We start from the raw sequence: 17,218 nt of genomic DNA on the forward strand, positions 1-17,218 counted from the left end.
CGGCTTTTGACCCTTTGCGGAAGTCGCAACCGCTTTATTCATCGTTTGGTACGCCGATCTTTTCGGTTGATCGACCGATGCTGCGCAACCTATCATTAGTCAGGATGAAAACAGCTCGCACTTCCACTTTGATCGCCCTGCTGCTCTCCGCTATGACGGCCGCGGCACTGCTGCTGATTAATCCTCCAAAGGCATGCCCCGGCTGGCACTTGCGCCATTCTTCAACCTCCTTATGGGAGGCGCTGGCGGTGTGGACAGCTCCAATATTAGCGTTCCACTGTTTCATTGTGGTTCGATGGGATTGGTGCTTGCGCAGAGCGGCTGAAAAGGACCAACTAGCCTTGGTACCCGTTGAGTACATTCTAATTCGGATGTGCCTCATGGGAGCAGCGGCTTCTCAGCTTCCCGTGTTTTTGGTTCTTGACTGCGTCGGAAAGTAACCACAGCGACTTAGACGCGCTTGGTTGGCAACATTGTCCGCAGTTGGCCCCAAAACCGACAAGCCATCGTCATGCGGCGATGTCAGGTTTTCGAGGTAAATCCGCCATGGCCAATTTATGAGGACGCGCCCTAGCTATACGTCGAGGCGCATGCGCTTTGGCTTCTCGCAGGTGCGAGGCGAAATTCCGGCGCGGCTACGGTTGAACCGAAACCTCGTCCCGCGCTAGGACGCGCCGTCGCATCCACAAGGACCATAGTGTCACATCGCCGCGACCGAGGGCCGCAGCCGCAGTTCCCGTTTCCCGCTTCACTTTTATCAGGCCCTGCCCATCTTAGGGGCGTTTCCCCATGCCGGGGAATCCTTTGAGGAAACCAACATGAATTTCTCGCAACGCACGCGTGGAATTGTTCGGGCGATCGCCGTCGCGATGGCGCTGGCGCTGCCCGTGATGATGACCGTTTCGGCGGCCGACGCCCGCGTTGGCGGTGGCGGCTCGCGCGGCTCGCGGACGTTCTCCGCGCCGCCCTCGACCAACACCGCACCGGGCTCGGTTGCGCCGCTGAACCGGACCTTCAGCCAGCCCGGTAGCCCGGGCATGAGCTCGCCGGCGGCGGCGAATTCCGGCGGCCTGTTCGGCCGCGGCGGAATGGGCCGTGGTCTGCTCGGCGGCCTGGCCGCGGGTTTCCTTGGCGCCGGCCTGTTCGGCATGCTGTTCGGCGGCGGCCTGTTCTCGGGCCTCGGCGGCCTGTCGTCGATGCTCGGCCTGTTGCTGCAGATCGGCCTGATCGTGCTCGTGGTCCGGCTCGCGATGTCGTGGTGGCAGCGCCGCAATCAGCCGGCCGCTGCTTACGCGGGCGGACCCGATGTCGGCCCGGGCCCGCAGGCCAACGCCCGCTCGGGCTTCGGCTTTGGCCTCGGCGGCGGATCGAACGCGCCGGTCGAGATCGCGCCCGCCGACTACGAGACCTTCGAGCGGCTGCTCGGCGAGATCCAGGCTGCGTGGTCGAACGAGGACATTGCGAAGCTGCACACGCTCGCGACGCCGGAGATGGTGTCGTACTTCTCCAGGGATCTCGAGGACAACAAGGCGCGCAACGTCACCAACAAGACGTCCAACGTGAAGCTCCTGCAGGGCGATCTGGCGGAAGCCTGGCGCGAAGGCGACAGCGAATATGCGACGGTCGCGATGCGCTATTCGCTGGTCGACACCATGCTCGAGCGCGGCACCGGCCGCCAGCTCAGCGGCGGGCAGCCGGAGGAGGTCACCGAGGTCTGGACCTTCGTGCGCCAGCGCGGCGGCAATTGGGAGCTCTCGGCGATCCAGCAGACCAACTGATCGCTGGTCCGAGATGACGGACAAGGCGCCGCGGCTTGGTCCGCGGCGCTTTTGTTTTGCGCGCTTCATTCGCGTGTCGCGGCACTGGCGGCGATGGCCTGCCGGCCGACTTCGCGGCGAATTGAGGCGGCAGTACGGGGGCAGTCAGAACGTCTGCGCGTGTATGCCCGTCATTGCGAGGAGCGATAGCGACGAAGCAATCCATCTGTCCACATATGCCGCACGATGGATTGCTTCGCGGAGCCTGTCATCGGGCGCGGGTTCGCGCGGCCCGTTGGCTCGCAATGACGGAAGGCGCTCAGGCCTTCTTGCGCTTGGTCGTCTTCTTGACGGCCTTCTTGGCCGCCTTCTTTTTCTTCGCTGCTTTCTTCGCCGCGAAGTAGGCCCCGACCTTCTTCGAGGAATGTCCGACCTCGTCGACCGCCGCCTTCAGCCGGGCAGGGGTTACCTTGAACTTCTTCGACCAGTAGCGGACCTCGTAGGGCTGGCTGAGCGCGATCAGCGCGCGGTCGGCGGCCTTGTGGCGCTGCTCCCTGAAATGGGCTTCCACCTTCCTGGCTGAATGGCCGACCTTCTTGACCGCGGCCTTGAGCTTGGCCGGCGTGACCTTGAACTTCTTGGACCAGTACGCAACTTCGTAGGACTCGCTCAACGCGATCAGAGCGCGATCGCGTGCGCCCCGCTTCTTCTTGTTGTCCGCCATCAGATGATCCTTCGTCGAAGATTCCACGTTGGAACCTTAGCAGTCGCCGCGCGGTTCGCACAGGCGGACTGCGCGAGGTGGACGATCTGACGACGGCGCGGCTACGATCGACCTTGCGCGAACCGATGCGGTGAAGTTTTTGGAGATAAGTCCATGCACTATCAGCTTTACTACTGGCCGATGATCCAGGGGCGCGGCGAATATGTCCGTCTCGCGCTCGAGGATGCGGGCGCGGATTATACCGATGTCGCGCGGGCCAAGGGCGGCACCGGCGCCATGATGAAGATGATGGACGCGCACAAGGGCACGCCGCCGTTCGCGCCGCCGTTCCTCAAGGCAGGCCAGCTCGTGATCGGGCAAACCGCCAACATCCTGCTCTATCTCGGCGTGCGCCATGGCCTGGCGCCGAAAGCTGAAGGCGGAAAGCTCTGGGTGCATCAGCTGCAGCTGACGATCGCGGATTTCGTGCTGGAGATCCACGACACCCATCATCCGCTCGGCCCGTCGCTGTATTATGAAGACCAGAAGGCGCCGGCGAAGAAGCGCACGGAAGAGTTCTGGAAATCGCGGGTGCCGAAATATCTCGGCTATTTCGAGGATCTGGTCGCGGCGAATGGCGGCGCGTTCGTCACCGGCCGCAGGCTGACCTATGTCGACCTGTCGCTGTTCCAGATCGTGGAAGGACTGCGCTACGCGTTTCCAAAGCGCATGGCGGCATATGAGAAGAAGGTTCCGCGCCTGATCGCGCTCCGCGATCGCGTCGCCGAGCGGCCGAACATCAAGGCCTATCTGGCGAGCGCGCGGCGGATCCCGTTCAACGAGGAGGGGATTTTCCGGCGCTACAAGGCGCTGGATTTGTGATCGCCGTCATTCCGGGGCGCGAAGCGAACCCGGAATCTCGCGCCACAATCTCTGGATTGCGGGTTCACGCTCCGCGTGCCCCGGAATGACTGCTTCGCAGTCACCGGCTCTTGCCGTCCACCGGCGTCATCTTGATCTTCGACAGATCGATGCCGTCGATGCAGCTGACATTCAGCGCCACGATGTCGCTGCCGTCGGGCTTGTTGCCGCGCGCGAACACGTCGACGCCGCAATCGACGCAGAGCTGGTGGCGGATGGCGTGGCGGTTGAAGAGATATTCCTTCAGGTTCTCGGCGCCGGCGCGGAGCTGGAAGCTCGTTGGCGGCATGAATACGAAATGCAGGCCCTTCTTGGTGCAGATCGAGCAGTTGCAGGCGGTGACCATGGCCATGTCGGTGGTGCATTCGAAGCGGACCTGGCCGCAATGGCAGCCGCCGGTGTAGATCTTGCTCTCTGCCATGATCGCTCCTCACCACAGCCCGGGCACGAGGCGGTAGCGCACCCGTGCCGTATAATCGGCATAGCCTGACAATCCCGCCACCAGCGTGCGCTCCTCGATCCGGGTGCGGAACGCGAACATCGCGAAGAACACCGGCACGAAGGCCAGACCCCACCAGGAGCCGAGCGTCAGCGGCACGCCGATGAAGAACAGCATCACGCTCGTATACATGGGGTGGCGGACCAGCGCGTAGGGCCCGGTCGAGATCACGTGATGGTCGCGCTCGCTCTGCACCTTCACGACCGGTGCCGCGAACGAGTTGGTGCGGAACACCCACAGGATCAGCCCGGTCGAGAGCAGGTACAGCGCGAGGCCAAGCACGATCAGCGCCACGCCGGCATTGGCGCCGCCAAAACGGCGGTCGAGCCCCATCGCGATGAACCACAGCACCGCAATGACCAGGAAGGCCAGCATGAAGCGCTTGTCTTCGGTCGGCTGGCCCTCACGTGCGGTGAGCCGCATGCGCTCGGCCAGGAGGCCGGGATCGACCTTGGCGAGCCACAGCCCGCAGGCCGGGCCGATCAGCGCCGAGGCGATCAGATAGGCCCACGCGCCGGGCCAGTGCAGCGTGCCGGCGGAGGCAAACAGCAGCGCGGCCATGGCGATGACGAAGAAGGTGTTTTGCACGAGGAGCTTTGCGATCATGGGCGGCTCCGTGAGTCCGGCCGCGATTATCGCACCCTTTTCCCGGCAGGCATGCGGCCCCGATCATCAACTTTCGGAGCCGGTGAGGTGTTCCTGGGGCGCGGTCGCATCGCACCTCAATTGACAATCGTATAAGTAATTGCTTATATATCTGCATGACCGCAGCCATGCAGCTGACCAATGTGCTCAAAACCCTCGCGGACCCGACGCGGCGCGCGGTGTTCGAGCGGATCATCCGCGAAGGCGAGATCGCCGCGACCGGGCTGGTGCAGGGCTCCAAGGTGTCGCAGCCGGCGGTGTCGCAACATCTGCGCGCGTTGCGTGACGCCGGGCTGGTCGCCGAGCGGCGCGAGGGCCGGCACATCCACTACCGCGTCGCGCCGAAGGGGCTCAGTCCGCTGATCGACTGGCTCGCCCACTACGAGACGTTCTGGGCCGAGCGCTTCGCCAATCTGGAGAAATTGTTGAAGGAGAGTGAGTGATGAGCGAGACGCACGCGATCACGGTCGAGAAGGTGCTGCCCTATGCCGCCGACAGAATCTGGCGGACGCTGACCACGAGCGAACTGCTGATGAAATGGCTGATGCCGAACGATTTTCAGCCGCGCGTCGGACACCGCTTCAACTTCCGCACCAAGCCGATCGGCGACTGGGACGGCGTCGTGCATTGCGAGGTGCTGGATTGCGATCCGCCGCGCCTGCTGCGCTATTCCTGGAAGGGCGGCGCCGATACCAATCCGCAATACGGCTCGAAGCTCGACTCGGTGGTCACCTGGACGCTGACGCCGGTCGACGGCGGCACGCAGGTCCGCATGGTGCATGACGGCTTCGTCTTCCCCGGCAACCGCTTCGCCTTCGACATGATGAGCCCGGGCTGGGGCAAGATCGTCGACGCGATCGGCCGGGTCACCGGCGAGGGCTGATCACTCGTTGTTGCCGCGACGGACCGTGATCGAGGCATCGGTCCTGTTGCGCGTGCATTCGAGATTGAGGCGGCGATAGCGCATGGTGATGGTGTTGCCGCGCAGAATGCCCATCCGCTTCAGGCAGCGCGAGGTGCCGGTGGTGGCGTCGTCCTTCGGCACGGTGAAGATCAGTGCGGTGGCCGAGCCGACCAGATTGAAGAACTCCGGCTTCATCTTGCGATCGGTCTTGGCATAGAGCTCGATCGCATAGTCCTTGCCACGGCAGCCGAGCGACAATTCCTTCGCCGCCGGGTGTGTGAGGTAGGTGATGTTGGCGGCGCTGAAATTGACCTTCAGGCCGTCGATCTGGCCGGCGAGTTGCTTGGCGATATCCACGCAGGGGTCGGCATGCGCGGGCGCGGCGACAAGAGCCGTGGCTAGCGCGATCAGCGCGGCCGGCAGGGTGGAGCGGATGCTGAAAGCGCGTCGGCGCAACGGTGCTGTCACGAAATACCCCCGCGGTATGAATATACGCGAAGCTACATGCAGGCTCCCGCGCGGCGCGTCAACATCGCCAGTCAGGACGGGCACTTGCCGTCCTGCGCCTTGGAGGCGCCGGCGGCGCGGCGCTCGCAATCATTGCCATAGCTCTTGCCGTCGCAGCCGCACACCGGCTTGAAGATCTTGTTGCAGATCGTCGGCCGGAACGCGCAGCTGCCGGACTGGTCGGCACGGCCGCATTGCCCCGGCTTGAACTGGCAGAACTGGCCGCGACTGCTGCATTGCAGGCCGGCAAGGCCGCCGCAGGACCTGCCGAGGCGCGCGGCATCGGCGCCGCCCGGGAGCGCGACCAGCAGGGCCAGCGCCGCAAACCGGATCACAAGCGCTGTCTTCATGAAGGTCTCCTGGTGGCTTCCCCGGCCGATTGGCGGTGTGCTGCGCGTTGTGGCAATCCGAGATCACGGTGGCATGAAACCTAGCATATGGATTGCCGGTCCCGCGCATGGCTGGAAGGCAGCCGGCTTCCCTTTCCTTTGCCCGAAAAAGGCTTAGAACGGCTCTACATTGCCGGCGGCCCCGCGGCCGGACCGGCCTTTCGAACCCGGCCTGCAAGCCCAAAGAGCAGCTCATGAACGCCCCCTCCGCCTTCCCCGACCAGCAGAAGCCCGTTCCGCCCTACAAGCACACGCCCTTGTTCCCGCTGGGTGCCGACACCACGCCCTACAAGAAGGTGACGAGCGAGGGCGTCCGGGTCGAGAAGGTCTTGGGCAAGGACATGCTGGTGGTGTCGCGCGAGGCGCTGCGGGCGCTCTCCGAGGCGGCGTTCGGCGACATCAACCACTATCTGCGGCCGGGCCACCTGAAGCAGCTGCGCTCGATCCTCGAGGACAAGGAAGCCAGCGACAACGACAAGTTCGTCGCCTTCGATTTCCTCAAGAACGCCAACATCGCGGCCGGCGGCGTGCTGCCGATGTGCCAGGACACCGGCACCGCGATCATCATGGGCAAGAAGGGCTGCAACGTCATCACCGACGGCGAGGACGAGGCCGCGTTGTCCGAAGGCGCACGCGACGCCTATCTGCGCCGCAATCTGCGCTACTCGCAGGTGGCTCCCTTGTCGATGTATGAGGAGAAGAACACCGCCAACAACATGCCGGCGCAGTGCGAGATCTACGCCGAGGGTGACGACGCCTACAAGTTCATGTTCATGGCCAAGGGCGGCGGCAGCGCCAACAAGAGCTTCCTGTTCCAGGCGACGCCCTCGGTCTTGACCAAGGACCGGCTGCTGGCGTTCCTAAAGGAGAAGGTGCTGACGCTCGGCACCGCGGCGTGCCCGCCGTATCACCTTGCGATCGTGATCGGCGGCACCTCGGCCGAGCTCTGCATGAAGACCGTGAAGCTCGCCTCGGCGCGCTATCTCGATGCGTTGCCGACCCACGGCTCGCCCGACGGCAATGCGTTCCGCGATCTCGAGATGGAGCAGGAAATCCTCAAGATGACGCAAAGCCTGGGGGTGGGCGCGCAGTTCGGCGGCAAGTATTTCTGCCACGACGTGCGCGTGATCCGGATGCCGCGCCACGGCGCCTCGCTGCCGATCGGGCTCGGCGTGTCCTGTTCGGCGGACCGCCAGGTGCTCGGCAAGATCACCAAGGACGGTGTCTATCTCGAGGAGCTCGAGCACAACCCGGCGCAGTATCTGCCCGCGGTCGAACAGTCGCTCGGCGGCGAGGTGGTCAAGATCGACCTCAACAAGCCGATGAAGGAGATCTTGGCGACGTTGTCGCAATATCCGATCAAGACCCGCGTCTCGATGACCGGCACCATGATCGTCGCGCGCGACTCCGCCCACGCCAAGCTGCGCGAGCGGCTGGAGAAGGGCGAGCCGCTGCCGGATTATTTCAAGAACCATCCGGTCTACTACGCCGGCCCCGCCAAGACGCCCGAGGGCTATGCCTCCGGCGCGTTCGGCCCGACCACCGCGGGCCGCATGGATTCCTTTGTCGACCAGTTCCAGGCCGCCGGCGGCTCGATGGTGATGGTCGCCAAGGGCAACCGCGCGGTCGCGGTGCGCGAGGCCTGCAAGAACCACGGCGGCTTCTATCTCGGCTCGATCGGCGGCGCGGCGGCGAACCTCGCCGAGCACTGCATCAAGAAGGTCGAGGTGGTCGAGTATCCGGAGCTCGGTATGGAAGCGATCTGGCGCATCGAAGTGGTCGATTTCCCGGCCTTCATCATCATCGATGACAAGGGCAACGACTTCTTCAAGGAATTGAACCTGGGTTGAGGGTTTTAGGCCTCGACGGATTCTCCAGAGGCTGGGTCGCCGTCAGCATCGACGGCGACCAGCGTACGATTTCCTTTCATGGCGACATTGCGGACGCGTTGTCGCGTCCGTTCGACCGTGCCGGGATCGATATCCCGATCGGCATGACCGACGACGGCGAACGCGGCTGCGACCGTCTCGCGCGCGAGCGCCTGCGGCCGCACACCTCGCGCGTCTTCACCGGTGCGCGGCGCTGGCTGTGGCAGGAGTTCGACGATCCCGACGCAGCGAATCGTGAAGCGCAACGCCGCGGCCAGACCTGCGTCTCGCGCCAGCTCTGGCACCTCGGCAAGAAGATCATGGAGGTCGATAGGTTCGTCCGCGCGGACCCCTCGCGCGACATCCGCGAGGTGCATCCCGAGCTGGTGTTCCTGCTGCTGAACGCGGGGGTGCCGCTGCCGCGCAAGAAGTCGGAGGAGGGCGATGCGCTGCGTTGCAGGCTGCTGAAGCGAGCGGGCCTTCGCGAGATCGATCGCTGGCTCACCGTCGCGCGGATCGGCAGCGGTGCGAAGCGCGACGATGTGCTGGATGCCTGCGCGGTGGCGCTCGCGGCCCATCAACCGAACGGCTGCGTTCCCGAGGGACAGCAGCCGCTGGATGCGCATGATCTGCCGATGCAGATCTGGTTCTAGACCGGTTTGCTTACGCCCGCGTGCCGGTGAAGGGGAAGCTGCCCATCGGGCCGATGCCCATCTCGCCGGAGATGCCGTCGCCGGCGACCTTGCCGGTGAATTCGAGCGTCAGCGGCATCGGGTTGGTGATGGAGACCTTCCAGGAGACGTCGTCGCCGTTCACGGTGCCGTCGAAGATTTCGGTGGAGTTGCCCTCGGCGCCCTGCGTGCCGGTGAGCGTGCCGCCGGAGCTTGCCAGCGACAGCGTCGCCTTGCGCTCGCCCATCGGCGTCGTCATCGTCAGATTCCAGTTTCCGTCCACCGCCATCGATGTCTCCCCTCGAGGTGAAAAGCGTGCGCGGCGGTATAGCCCATCTTGCCGCGCGCGCCTAGTTCGCGGCTAGCGACGATCAGGCGCGGGCGGTGGCGCGCAGCCGGCTGCCGACCAGGACGCGGAACGCGACGTACTGGATCGCGAAGGCCGCGATCTTCGCACCAAGTAGCACCACCGACACGTAGAACGCCCACAGCTTCATGTCGCCGGTCGCCGCGGTCGCGATGGTGCCGGCGGCGAGGATGAACATCAACCCGGCCCAGGCATAGCCGGCGAGGGTGGCGTATTCCGGAATGGTCTCGGTCACGATCGGCGGCAGATAGCGCAGCATCCAGCCGCGCTTCAGCATGATCGCGCCGATCGCGATGTGGCCGATCGCGGGCTTGGCCAGCACGAAGCGCGGATCGTTGGTGACGAGCGTCGCGCCGCCCAGCACGATCACCAGGCCAAGGCTTGCCCAGGTCATGTAGCCGAGCGCCTGTCCCCTGACGCGTGCATACAGCACTTGCGCGATTGCACCCGCGATCGCAACGCCGGTGGCGATCAGCACATTGTCGGTGGCGAGATAGACCACCAGGAAGACGATGGTGGAGAGGAAGTCGCTCGCGAGCCTGGCAAATACGCTCTTCATCGTGGTGGTTTCCGTTTCCTCGGGGCGGTGATTGCTTTGGTGTTGTGACCTTAGCGGTCAGTGCGACGGCAACGCGCCGGCCGGCGGCGCGCCGTCCTTGGCCATGCGATATTGCGGATACCAGCGGGTGAAGCCGACCGCGGCGTTGCGCGCCGCAAAGGCGATCAGCAGGCCGGTCCACAGCGGCAGGGCGGGTACGTAGAGCACCGCGATGTTGCCGATCAACATCAACAGCGTCGCGGCGGCCCAGGCGCCGGTGATCAGATAATTGGCATTGAGGAAGCCAGGCTGCTTCGCGATCTCGGCATCGACCTGCTTGAGCGCATATTGCCGCGTGAAGGGATGGCCGATCAGGATCGAGCCGAGCGACACCACGAGCATGCCGACATCGACCGCGATCTTCACCGCGATGCTGCTCGGCGTCGCGTCGACGAAGGTGAGGTAGCAGCCGACTGCGGTGAACACGATGACCGAGCCGACACCGAGGATCTTGATGCTGCGGCCGCGCGCGATATCGAACGCGATGACGGCAAGGCAGATCAGGGCGGCGCAGAGCAGGCTCGCCACGGCCGAGGTCACCAGCATCAGCGTGGCAAAGGCGCCGTAGGGAGCGAGGATCAGGAAGATCGTCATGGTGAGCCTCGAAGGCTGATCTTTACATCGTAAAGATACCCTAGAGGTGGGCAACGGGAGCGTCAAGCGAAATCTTTACAGTGTCAAAATCGTGATGCGGTCTGCAAAAATCATGAAACGTCAATGCTCTGCGGGTGCGATGAGTGGCTATCGATTTCTCCGCGTCGTCATGGCCGGGCTTGTCCCGGCCATCCACGCCTTGCTGCAAGCGGCGAGAAAGACGTGGATGCCCGGCACGGGGCCGGGCATGAAGATTGGAGAGACTGATGCTCTTACGTCTGAGACGATCGGCAGCTACCGCGCTCCGACCCAATTGCCGTGGAATCCATCCGGCACCCGGTGGCCGAGATGGACCAGAGCGGCCGGGCCTGCCTCGACATCCTGCGCGTTGAACACGGCGAGGTCGCTGCGGTTCTCGCGGGCGCGCCAGACCACCGCGAGCAGCCAGCCGTCGCCTTCAGCCGCGTCCGCGCTGCGTTCGACGAACACCGGCTCGGAGATGGTATCGCCGGCGGGCAGGAGATAATGGCCGACCCGCTTGCCACGGCCGTCGACATGCACGATGCCGGACAGCGCACCGAACATCGGTAGGTCAGGGTTGGCGCAGGCGTACCAGCCGTGATGGCTGGCAAATCCGGCGCGACGATCGTCGATGCGGGGGAATTCGCCGGTGAGGTCGTCGAGATAGGTTTGCGTGAAGCGGTCGGTATTCCCTGAGAGGTCGAAAGTCCAGCGGCAATAGCGCGCGCGGTTATTCTTCGGGTCGGTTGGCGAGCCGTCGGGATGGTTGAACAGCGGCGCTTCCTCGAACTGCATCACGTCGGCGATGATGCGGTTGCCGTCGTCCCACGCGTTCATGACGTGGAAGACGTAGCAGGTCTCGGCGCGGAACCAGACGATGTCCTTTGACGAACCGCTCCGCTTCATCACGCCGACATAGGCGCCTTTGTCCGGCTCCCAGGCGTAGGGCGCCTGTCCCTTCATCGCGCGCTGCATGCTGCCTGATATCGGCAGGATCGGAAACAGCACGTGGTTCTCGGTGACGATGAAGTCGTGCACCATGCTGGCATAGGGCGCCTCGAAGCGCTCGAACCGGCTCACCACGCCGGACGAGTTCACCGCACCGAATGACAGCGCCGGGGTCAGCGGACCCGCGGCGTTGTAGCCGAAGAACACCATCTCGCCGGTGACCGGGTCGATCTTGGGATGCGCGGTGAAGGGGCCGGAGATCGCGCCCTGGTAGTCGCAATAACCGAGGCGAGTGAGCGTGCCGGGGTCGATCTCGGTCGGCAAATGGCTCTCGACCAGCGCGAGCAGCTTGCCGCCGTGGTAGATGATGTTGGTGTTGGCGACGCAGCCATCGGTCGTGATGTCGGCGGGAGCGTCCGGCAGCTTGCGGCCGAAGCCGCCAAACAGCGCGCGGCCGGCGTCGTGCTCGGCCTGCCATTTCGCGGTGCGGACCCAGCGGTTGCGGTAGCTGGCGCGGCCGTTCTCGAGATGGAAGGCGTGCAGCATGCCGTCGCCGACGAACCAGTGCGCGCCCGGCACATCGAATTGCGGATTGGGGCCGTTGCGATAGAGCGTGCCGTTCAGCTCGCGCGGCAATTCGCCCGAGATCTTTGGGAATGGCGCATCGGCTTCGAACGGGATCGGCGCCAGATTGGTCCGCGCCGCGGTGGATGTGACCTGGTCGAGCATTCCGATCTCCCTGCATTATGATCTTTACATCGTAAAGATACCAGTAGGGACGGCACCGTCGGTCGTCAAGCAAAATCTTTACAGTGTAAAAATTGCGACCTATAACGGCCGCATGGCAAGATTATCCAAGGAAAACAAGGCGACACGGCCGGCGCGGGCTCCGGCCCGCCGGGTTGCGCGTGGAGCCTCCGATCGTCCGGCGCCGCGGCGCGGGGCCACCGACGCGCCGTATCATCATGGCGACCTGCACGAGGCGCTATTGAGAGCCGCCGAGCGCGTGCTCGAGCGTGACGGACTGGCGGGGCTGACCCTGCGTGCGGTGGCACGCGAAGCCGGCGTGTCGCACGCCGCGCCCACGCATCATTTCGGCGATCTCACCGGTTTGCTCAGCGAACTCGCAGCGATCGGTTTCCGGCAATTCGGCCAGGCGATGGCGGCGGCTGACGCTTCGGCGGCGACACCGCCCGAAAAGGGCGTGGCGAGCGCCAAGGCGTACGTCGCCTATGCGCAGGCGCATCCCGGCATGTATGGGCTGATGTTCCGCAGCGAGCGGCTCGATCATTCGCGGCCATCGCTGCACGAGGCGTCGGAGGCCTCATTCGCAGGGCTGACCCGCGGCGTCGGCGCCAGCCGGCATGAGCAGATCTCCAAGGAGCAGCTTACGCTGGATCAGGCGGCCGCGATCGCATCGGCCTGGTCGCTGGTGCATGGCTTCACCATGCTGCTGCTCGATGGGCGCCTCAAGACCATTCTGGACCGGGCGCCCGAGGGCACATCCGTGGAAGCGCTCTTGACCGCGATGCTGCGATTGTCCGCGGGCCGCTCGGCGCGGCCCTAGCATGATCCGGAAAAGTGCGAAGCGGTTTTCCGAAAAGATCATGCTCAAACAAAGAGCCAAGGCGCGATGACGATTCAGCGTAATCTCGTCGCGCTTTAGCGTTTCGTCAGCGACGTGGTGCGCCCGCTCTGGCCGACCGTCTTGACCTGATCCGCACCGCATTTGAAATCGCGGGCGAAATCGTCGGCGGCCTGACGCGCCAGCGCGTTGGCGTTGGAATTGGCAGCGACATCGACATAGGCGACATGGCAGACCTCGCCCGGCGGCAGCCGCGTCACCGCGAGCATCGCGCGCGGCACCGGGCCGCCGCGCTTGTCCTGCTCGCTGTTGTCGGCGATCTGCCAGCGCTGGATGATCGCAAACGGCTTGCGGTCGGCGGCACGCCATTCGACGGTATCGCCGGTCGAACTGAACGGGCCGAACCACGCCTGCGCCGCCGGTTCCCTGGCCGCGGCCGCCCGATTTCGGCCGACCGAGACCACTTCGCGCAGGTCACCCTCGCTGATCAGCACCACAAGGCCGGATTTTCCCGGGCAAATCCGCGTGGTGCCGCCGTCCTCTTGATTGGGCCTGCCGATCACGCGGCAGGCTTTCGGCGCGGTAGAGGTGTAGCTGCTGCTGATCGTCTCGGCGCCGGCCTGGCCAGGATTTGCACCGGCAAGCGCCATCGCGACTGTTGCAAAAGCAAGGTATTTCATCGGGGGAAACCTGCGATCCGGGCGTTACTTTGTGTCTGACATATGCAATCTGGGGAAGGTTCAACAGACACGCGGGAAACACCTGACAGGCGCGCGGAATCGTCCTAGAAGGGCGGCTTCGCAACTTCTGTCGCGTGCACTCTAGCGTGCCGTAGCCTCGATCGTCATGCCCGCATCATTATCGCACAAGCCCTATCGCGTCGGCCGCTCCCGTACCGGCCTCGGCCTTTTCGCCACCAAGCCGATCAAGAAAGGCACCAAGATCATCCGCTATTTCGGGCCGTTGCTCGACTCGAAGAAGAAGGATGAGGACGCGATCGAGAACAAATATCTGTTCGAGCTCACCAACCGCTGGACCATCGACGGCTCGATCCGCGAGAACATCGCCCGCTACATCAATCATGCCTGCCGGCCGAACGCGGAATCCGACGTCAAACCCCGAAAGCGCAAGGTGTTCATCCGCGCCATCAAGGACATCGAGCCGGGCGACGAGATCAACTACGATTACGGAACCGACTATTTCAAAGCCTATCTGAAGCCGATCGGCTGCAAGTGCGATTCCTGCGAGAAGAAGCGCAAGAAGCAGCGCGCCGAGGCGAGGGCGGAGCGCGCGCGGCTGAAGGAAAAGGCCGAACGGAAAGCCAGGCGCGAGGCCGAGAAGCTCGCAGAGAAGCGCGCCAAGCAGCGGAAGGCCAAGGCGACGAAGACTGCGAAAGCCAACGGCAGGGGCGGCAACGGCAAGACCCTGAACGGCAAGGCGTTGAACGGCAAGCACCTCAACGGCCACAGCCTGACGGCCGCGGCCGGCAAGCGGGTGGCGCCGTCAAAGCGCGCTACCGCGCGCGTGCTGCAGGCCTGAGTTACGACCGATCCGGTCGACGACGGTCATGATGCGCGCGCTGGATGGCGCGTGGGACGTGGCAGATAGGCGCACTCGGCGAGCGTAGTCCCATCCAACTCGCGCATGAAGGCCTCACGGGCGGCCGCGAGCCTCGCCTTCAGCCGGCAGCGCGGCAGCAGCAGGCAATCGCCGCCATCATCCCTGAAACATTCGACCAGCGGGCTGCCGCCTTCCAGCGCGCGCACCACTTGCCCGAGGGTGATGGTCTCCGCCGGCCGTGCCAGCGAAAATCCGCCGCCGGCGCCGCGCTGGGTCGCGATGAAACCGCCGTCGGCGAGGTCGCGCACCACCTTGGCGAGGTGATTGCGGGAAATGCCGAACTCGGCCGCGATCTCGCTGGTGGCAAATGAGCGATCCGGCTCGCCGGCCAGCCGCATCAGGGCGCGGAGCGCAAAATCCGTGAACGAAGTCAGGCGCATGGAAGCCCTTCGCAATCAGCACTTGGCGGATCAGCTATAGCAGTCTAAATAGGCATTTGAAATACCTATTTAGGATGTGAGCGATGACAGGAGCAGAGCGCCGCGAGCAGATCACCGCCGAGATTGTCGCGCGGACCGGGATCACCGAGGCCATGATCGAGCAACTGGTGCACGGCTTCTACGCCAAGGTCCGCCAGGACCCGATGATCGGGCCGGTGTTCGAGGCCAGGATCTCAGATTGGGAGCCGCATCTGGCCCAGATGTGCGCGTTCTGGTCCTCGGTCGCGCTGATGACCGGGCGCTATCACGGTACGCCGATGGTCAAGCACATGCCGCTGCCGATCGATGCCGCGCATTTCGACCGCTGGCTGGAACTGTTCGAGGCGGCCGCGCATGAGCTGTGCCCGCCGGTCGCGGCGGTTCATTTCATCGATCGCGCGCGGCGCATTGCCTCGAGCCTGGAGATGGGCGTTGCCAGCGGACAGGGCGTGATGCTGGGGGTGGGGGAGCGTTACAGGCGAAGCGAAGCGGGAGCTGTGCAGTAAGGTCGAACTCCGACCCGTCATTGCGAGGCGCGAAGCGACGAAGCAATCCATCCTTCCGCACATGCGGCTCGATGGATTGCTTCGCTTCGCTCGCAAAGACGTTGCGGTTACGCCGTCAGCACGCCTTCGCTCCTCCGCAACCCGACATATTGCAGTTCGGCGAACACGCCGGTGGCGATCGCCTGGGCGAGGATCACGATGGTGCCGAGCAAATTCGGCGACACCGCGCCCGACAGCAGCAGCGCGATGCTGGCCAGCGTCCAGGCCGCGTTGCCGGCGACCACGAGGATCACGGGTCCTTTCGGCAGCGCGGTTCGCGATCCGAGCCAGCCGACCAGCGCGGTGTAGGCGATCAGGAACAGCCCGGTCTCGCGCAGCAGCGCCTCAGGCAGGCCGAGCAGCGAGGCCAGCGCGCCGGCATCGAGCAGCATCGCGATGGCGGACACGCCGCTGAACACGGCATCGGCGAGCAAGGCGCGGCGCAGCAGCTGGGACGAATGGATCATGGCAGTGGTCTCCTTGGGTTGGATGGATTGGTCAGCGGAACAGGGCCTGCAGCTGACGCCACAGGCGGAGCGGGCACAGTGCCTTGCCGACCCTCATCTCGGCCGCATAGACCTGCGCGAACACGAACACGCCGGTCGCGTGCACGAGCGGCTGGGGCATGTTGAGCGAGCGCGCGAGGAGCCATGTGGCCAAATGGACCAGCCACGGGATCAGGACGGCGAAGGCGCGGATAAGGGACAGCATCAGCATGGTCATCTCCTGTGCCGTGGAAGATGAGCCGGCCTGCGCGCCAATTCGATTACCTCAGGCGTAATGGAACGGGCGAATTCCGCATGGTAGGTTTTGCACCATGAACGCACATGCATCCATGGCGCGGGCCGAGCCCGCAAAACCCGTCCTGATCGGCGAGCACCTGCGCGAATGGCGGCAGCGCCGCCATCTCAGCCAGCTCGACCTCGCCGTCGATGCCGAGATCTCGGCGCGACATTTGAGCTTCGTCGAGACCGGCCGCTCGGCGCCGTCGCGCGACATGGTCCTCAAACTGGCGGAGCGCCTCGACGTGCCCCTACGCGAACGCAACGTGCTGCTGGTGGCCGCGGGTTTCGCGCCCGCATTTCCGCAACGCTCGCTGGAGGATCCCGCGCTGAAATCGGCGCGCGAGGCGATCAACCTGGTGCTGAAGGCGCACGAGCCGAATCCGGCGCTGGCCTATGACCGGCACTGGAATCTGGTCTCCGCCAACCGCATGGTGGCGCCATTGCTGGAGGGCGTCCCGCAGCGGCTGCTCGGCCAGCCCTTCAATATCCTCAGGCTTGCCTTTCACCCGGAGGGCCTCGCACCGCGCACCGTGAATCTCGCGGAATGGGCCGCGCACCTTCTGGAGCGGCTGCATCGGCAATGCGAGGCCACCGCCGATCCGGAGCTGCTGAAGCTCTATCAGGACCTGAAGTCCTATCCGATCCCGGCGCGCTCGGCCCCGATCACGACCGACAACAACGTCGCGCTTCCGTTCAAGCTCCGCCTCAATGGCGAGATCCTCAGCTTCATTTCGACCACCATGGTGTTCGGCACGCCGGTCGACATCACGCTGCAGGAACTGGCACTGGAGACCTTCTTTCCGGCCGATGAGCCGACCGCCGAGCGGATGCGGCAGATGGCAGCCAGTATGAAATAGCGGCTTGTCTCGGGG

24 protein-coding genes are annotated in these 17,218 nt (G+C 64.7%); 10 read left to right on the forward strand and 14 right to left on the reverse strand.

Annotated elements, in window-relative coordinates; translation table 11 throughout:
- Positions 1-34: 34 nt before the first annotated feature.
- A complete protein-coding gene (locus tag ACVW17_RS21950; RefSeq protein WP_456753859.1) occupies positions 35-286 on the reverse strand; it encodes a hypothetical protein in 252 nt (83 codons plus the stop codon).
- Positions 287-818: 532 nt separating this feature from the next.
- Here ACVW17_RS21950 and ACVW17_RS21955 point away from each other — a divergent pair.
- Positions 819-1,778, forward strand: a complete 960-nt coding sequence (locus ACVW17_RS21955; protein ID WP_456753860.1) for a Tim44 domain-containing protein — start codon at positions 819-821, stop codon at positions 1,776-1,778.
- A 298-nt stretch (positions 1,779-2,076) separates the two neighbouring features.
- Here ACVW17_RS21955 and ACVW17_RS21960 read toward each other — a convergent pair whose 3' ends face one another.
- Positions 2,077-2,481 (reverse strand): DUF3606 domain-containing protein, encoded by a 405-nt coding sequence (locus ACVW17_RS21960; RefSeq protein ID WP_456753861.1) that lies wholly within the window; start codon positions 2,479-2,481, stop codon positions 2,077-2,079.
- A 153-nt stretch (positions 2,482-2,634) separates the two neighbouring features.
- Here ACVW17_RS21960 and ACVW17_RS21965 point away from each other — a divergent pair, with 153 nt between their 5' ends.
- Positions 2,635-3,342 carry a glutathione S-transferase gene (locus ACVW17_RS21965; RefSeq protein ID WP_456753862.1) on the forward strand — a complete coding sequence of 236 codons (708 nt, stop codon included), beginning with the start codon at positions 2,635-2,637 and terminating at the stop codon, positions 3,340-3,342.
- A gap of 100 nt (positions 3,343-3,442) precedes the next feature.
- On the opposite strand, the gene ACVW17_RS21970 is transcribed toward ACVW17_RS21965, so the two are convergent.
- Complete coding sequence (locus ACVW17_RS21970; RefSeq protein WP_456753863.1) at positions 3,443-3,802, reverse strand: GFA family protein; 360 nt, start codon at positions 3,800-3,802, stop codon at positions 3,443-3,445.
- A 9-nt stretch (positions 3,803-3,811) separates the two neighbouring features.
- Positions 3,812-4,486: a methyltransferase family protein gene (locus ACVW17_RS21975; protein ID WP_456753864.1), complete on the reverse strand. Its 675-nt coding sequence runs from the start codon at positions 4,484-4,486 to the stop codon at positions 3,812-3,814.
- 155 nt (positions 4,487-4,641) lie between these two features.
- Here ACVW17_RS21975 and ACVW17_RS21980 point away from each other — a divergent pair, with 155 nt between their 5' ends.
- Both ACVW17_RS21980 and ACVW17_RS21985 read left to right on the forward strand, forming a co-directional pair.
- A complete protein-coding gene (locus ACVW17_RS21980; RefSeq protein WP_456753865.1) occupies positions 4,642-4,968 on the forward strand; it encodes an ArsR/SmtB family transcription factor in 327 nt (108 codons plus the stop codon).
- On the forward strand, positions 4,968-5,408 hold the full coding sequence (locus ACVW17_RS21985; RefSeq protein WP_456753866.1) for an SRPBCC family protein: 441 nt from the start codon (positions 4,968-4,970) through the stop codon (positions 5,406-5,408). The genes ACVW17_RS21980 and ACVW17_RS21985 overlap by 1 nt, the downstream gene beginning before the upstream one ends.
- Here ACVW17_RS21985 and ACVW17_RS21990 read toward each other — a convergent pair whose 3' ends face one another.
- Both ACVW17_RS21990 and ACVW17_RS21995 read right to left on the reverse strand, forming a co-directional pair.
- Positions 5,409-5,864, reverse strand: a complete 456-nt coding sequence (locus ACVW17_RS21990) for a hypothetical protein (RefSeq protein ID WP_456756496.1) — start codon at positions 5,862-5,864, stop codon at positions 5,409-5,411. It lies immediately after the preceding gene.
- Positions 5,865-5,968: 104 nt separating this feature from the next.
- A complete protein-coding gene (locus tag ACVW17_RS21995; RefSeq protein ID WP_456753867.1) occupies positions 5,969-6,286 on the reverse strand; it encodes a hypothetical protein in 318 nt (105 codons plus the stop codon).
- A gap of 233 nt (positions 6,287-6,519) precedes the next feature.
- On the opposite strand from ACVW17_RS21995, the gene ACVW17_RS22000 reads away from it, so the two are divergent.
- Together ACVW17_RS22000 and ACVW17_RS22005 are read left to right on the forward strand one after the other, a co-directional pair.
- Complete coding sequence (locus ACVW17_RS22000; protein ID WP_456753868.1) at positions 6,520-8,175, forward strand: fumarate hydratase; 1,656 nt, start codon at positions 6,520-6,522, stop codon at positions 8,173-8,175.
- Positions 8,172-8,846, forward strand: a complete 675-nt coding sequence (locus tag ACVW17_RS22005; RefSeq protein ID WP_456797872.1) for a DUF429 domain-containing protein — start codon at positions 8,172-8,174, stop codon at positions 8,844-8,846. Before ACVW17_RS22000 ends, ACVW17_RS22005 begins: the two co-directional genes overlap by 4 nt.
- Positions 8,847-8,856: 10 nt before the next feature.
- Here ACVW17_RS22005 and ACVW17_RS22010 read toward each other — a convergent pair whose 3' ends face one another.
- The 4 genes from ACVW17_RS22010 to ACVW17_RS22025 form a co-directional block, all read right to left on the reverse strand.
- The gene (locus ACVW17_RS22010; protein WP_456753869.1) at positions 8,857-9,153 is read right to left on the reverse strand and encodes a hypothetical protein; all 297 of its coding nucleotides are present in this window, start codon (positions 9,151-9,153) and stop codon (positions 8,857-8,859) included.
- An 82-nt stretch (positions 9,154-9,235) separates the two neighbouring features.
- Positions 9,236-9,790, reverse strand: coding sequence for an inner membrane-spanning protein YciB (locus ACVW17_RS22015; RefSeq protein WP_456753870.1), 555 nt, complete (start codon positions 9,788-9,790; stop codon positions 9,236-9,238).
- Positions 9,791-9,847: 57 nt separating this feature from the next.
- A complete protein-coding gene (locus ACVW17_RS22020) occupies positions 9,848-10,423 on the reverse strand; it encodes a hypothetical protein (protein ID WP_456797873.1) in 576 nt (191 codons plus the stop codon).
- Between the two features lie 294 nt (positions 10,424-10,717).
- A complete protein-coding gene (locus tag ACVW17_RS22025; protein ID WP_456753872.1) occupies positions 10,718-12,121 on the reverse strand; it encodes a carotenoid oxygenase family protein in 1,404 nt (467 codons plus the stop codon).
- Positions 12,122-12,233: 112 nt separating this feature from the next.
- Between ACVW17_RS22025 and ACVW17_RS22030 the strand changes: the two genes are divergently transcribed.
- A complete protein-coding gene (locus ACVW17_RS22030; protein WP_456753873.1) occupies positions 12,234-12,959 on the forward strand; it encodes a TetR/AcrR family transcriptional regulator in 726 nt (241 codons plus the stop codon).
- Between the two features lie 95 nt (positions 12,960-13,054).
- Here ACVW17_RS22030 and ACVW17_RS22035 read toward each other — a convergent pair whose 3' ends face one another.
- On the reverse strand, positions 13,055-13,657 hold the full coding sequence (locus ACVW17_RS22035) for a hypothetical protein (protein WP_456753874.1): 603 nt from the start codon (positions 13,655-13,657) through the stop codon (positions 13,055-13,057).
- Between the two features lie 166 nt (positions 13,658-13,823).
- Here ACVW17_RS22035 and ACVW17_RS22040 point away from each other — a divergent pair, with 166 nt between their 5' ends.
- Entirely contained in the window at positions 13,824-14,516 is a 693-nt protein-coding gene (locus ACVW17_RS22040; protein WP_456797874.1) for an SET domain-containing protein, read from the forward strand.
- 26 nt (positions 14,517-14,542) lie between these two features.
- Here the strand turns inward: ACVW17_RS22040 and ACVW17_RS22045 are convergent, their stop codons facing one another.
- Positions 14,543-14,977, reverse strand: a complete 435-nt coding sequence (locus ACVW17_RS22045; RefSeq protein WP_456753876.1) for an RrF2 family transcriptional regulator — start codon at positions 14,975-14,977, stop codon at positions 14,543-14,545.
- An 83-nt stretch (positions 14,978-15,060) separates the two neighbouring features.
- Here ACVW17_RS22045 and ACVW17_RS22050 point away from each other — a divergent pair, with 83 nt between their 5' ends.
- Positions 15,061-15,522 (forward strand): group III truncated hemoglobin, encoded by a 462-nt coding sequence (locus ACVW17_RS22050; RefSeq protein ID WP_456797875.1) that lies wholly within the window; start codon positions 15,061-15,063, stop codon positions 15,520-15,522.
- Between the two features lie 107 nt (positions 15,523-15,629).
- On the opposite strand, the gene ACVW17_RS22055 is transcribed toward ACVW17_RS22050, so the two are convergent.
- Both ACVW17_RS22055 and ACVW17_RS22060 read right to left on the reverse strand, forming a co-directional pair.
- Positions 15,630-16,028, reverse strand: a complete 399-nt coding sequence (locus tag ACVW17_RS22055) for a hypothetical protein (protein WP_456753877.1) — start codon at positions 16,026-16,028, stop codon at positions 15,630-15,632.
- A gap of 31 nt (positions 16,029-16,059) precedes the next feature.
- On the reverse strand, positions 16,060-16,284 hold the full coding sequence (locus tag ACVW17_RS22060) for a hypothetical protein (RefSeq protein ID WP_456753878.1): 225 nt from the start codon (positions 16,282-16,284) through the stop codon (positions 16,060-16,062).
- Positions 16,285-16,378: 94 nt separating this feature from the next.
- Between ACVW17_RS22060 and ACVW17_RS22065 the strand changes: the two genes are divergently transcribed.
- Positions 16,379-17,203: a helix-turn-helix domain-containing protein gene (locus ACVW17_RS22065; protein ID WP_456753879.1), complete on the forward strand. Its 825-nt coding sequence runs from the start codon at positions 16,379-16,381 to the stop codon at positions 17,201-17,203.
- Positions 17,204-17,218: the final 15 nt, after the last annotated feature.

This window comes from Bradyrhizobium sp. USDA 4473, assembly GCF_054063335.1.

What these genes read in the sequence shown, in the direction of transcription:
- ACVW17_RS21950 (WP_456753859.1), bottom strand. Translation starts at nt 286, where the DNA reads ATGAAACAGTGGAACGCTAATATTGGAGCTGTCCACACCGCCAGCGCC.
- ACVW17_RS21955 (WP_456753860.1), top strand. Translation starts at nt 819, where the DNA reads ATGAATTTCTCGCAACGCACGCGTGGAATTGTTCGGGCGATCGCCGTC.
- ACVW17_RS21960 (WP_456753861.1), bottom strand. Translation starts at nt 2,481, where the DNA reads ATGGCGGACAACAAGAAGAAGCGGGGCGCACGCGATCGCGCTCTGATC.
- ACVW17_RS21965 (WP_456753862.1), top strand. Translation starts at nt 2,635, where the DNA reads ATGCACTATCAGCTTTACTACTGGCCGATGATCCAGGGGCGCGGCGAA.
- ACVW17_RS21970 (WP_456753863.1), bottom strand. Translation starts at nt 3,802, where the DNA reads ATGGCAGAGAGCAAGATCTACACCGGCGGCTGCCATTGCGGCCAGGTC.
- ACVW17_RS21975 (WP_456753864.1), bottom strand. Translation starts at nt 4,486, where the DNA reads ATGATCGCAAAGCTCCTCGTGCAAAACACCTTCTTCGTCATCGCCATG.
- ACVW17_RS21980 (WP_456753865.1), top strand. Translation starts at nt 4,642, where the DNA reads ATGACCGCAGCCATGCAGCTGACCAATGTGCTCAAAACCCTCGCGGAC.
- ACVW17_RS21985 (WP_456753866.1), top strand. Translation starts at nt 4,968, where the DNA reads ATGAGCGAGACGCACGCGATCACGGTCGAGAAGGTGCTGCCCTATGCC.
- ACVW17_RS21995 (WP_456753867.1), bottom strand. Translation starts at nt 6,286, where the DNA reads ATGAAGACAGCGCTTGTGATCCGGTTTGCGGCGCTGGCCCTGCTGGTC.
- ACVW17_RS22000 (WP_456753868.1), top strand. Translation starts at nt 6,520, where the DNA reads ATGAACGCCCCCTCCGCCTTCCCCGACCAGCAGAAGCCCGTTCCGCCC.
- ACVW17_RS22010 (WP_456753869.1), bottom strand. Translation starts at nt 9,153, where the DNA reads ATGGCGGTGGACGGAAACTGGAATCTGACGATGACGACGCCGATGGGC.
- ACVW17_RS22015 (WP_456753870.1), bottom strand. Translation starts at nt 9,790, where the DNA reads ATGAAGAGCGTATTTGCCAGGCTCGCGAGCGACTTCCTCTCCACCATC.
- ACVW17_RS22020 (WP_456797873.1), bottom strand. Translation starts at nt 10,423, where the DNA reads ATGACGATCTTCCTGATCCTCGCTCCCTACGGCGCCTTTGCCACGCTG.
- ACVW17_RS22025 (WP_456753872.1), bottom strand. Translation starts at nt 12,121, where the DNA reads ATGCTCGACCAGGTCACATCCACCGCGGCGCGGACCAATCTGGCGCCG.
- ACVW17_RS22030 (WP_456753873.1), top strand. Translation starts at nt 12,234, where the DNA reads ATGGCAAGATTATCCAAGGAAAACAAGGCGACACGGCCGGCGCGGGCT.
- ACVW17_RS22035 (WP_456753874.1), bottom strand. Translation starts at nt 13,657, where the DNA reads ATGAAATACCTTGCTTTTGCAACAGTCGCGATGGCGCTTGCCGGTGCA.
- ACVW17_RS22040 (WP_456797874.1), top strand. Translation starts at nt 13,824, where the DNA reads ATGCCCGCATCATTATCGCACAAGCCCTATCGCGTCGGCCGCTCCCGT.
- ACVW17_RS22045 (WP_456753876.1), bottom strand. Translation starts at nt 14,977, where the DNA reads ATGCGCCTGACTTCGTTCACGGATTTTGCGCTCCGCGCCCTGATGCGG.
- ACVW17_RS22050 (WP_456797875.1), top strand. Translation starts at nt 15,061, where the DNA reads ATGACAGGAGCAGAGCGCCGCGAGCAGATCACCGCCGAGATTGTCGCG.
- ACVW17_RS22055 (WP_456753877.1), bottom strand. Translation starts at nt 16,028, where the DNA reads ATGATCCATTCGTCCCAGCTGCTGCGCCGCGCCTTGCTCGCCGATGCC.
- ACVW17_RS22060 (WP_456753878.1), bottom strand. Translation starts at nt 16,284, where the DNA reads ATGACCATGCTGATGCTGTCCCTTATCCGCGCCTTCGCCGTCCTGATC.
- ACVW17_RS22065 (WP_456753879.1), top strand. Translation starts at nt 16,379, where the DNA reads ATGAACGCACATGCATCCATGGCGCGGGCCGAGCCCGCAAAACCCGTC.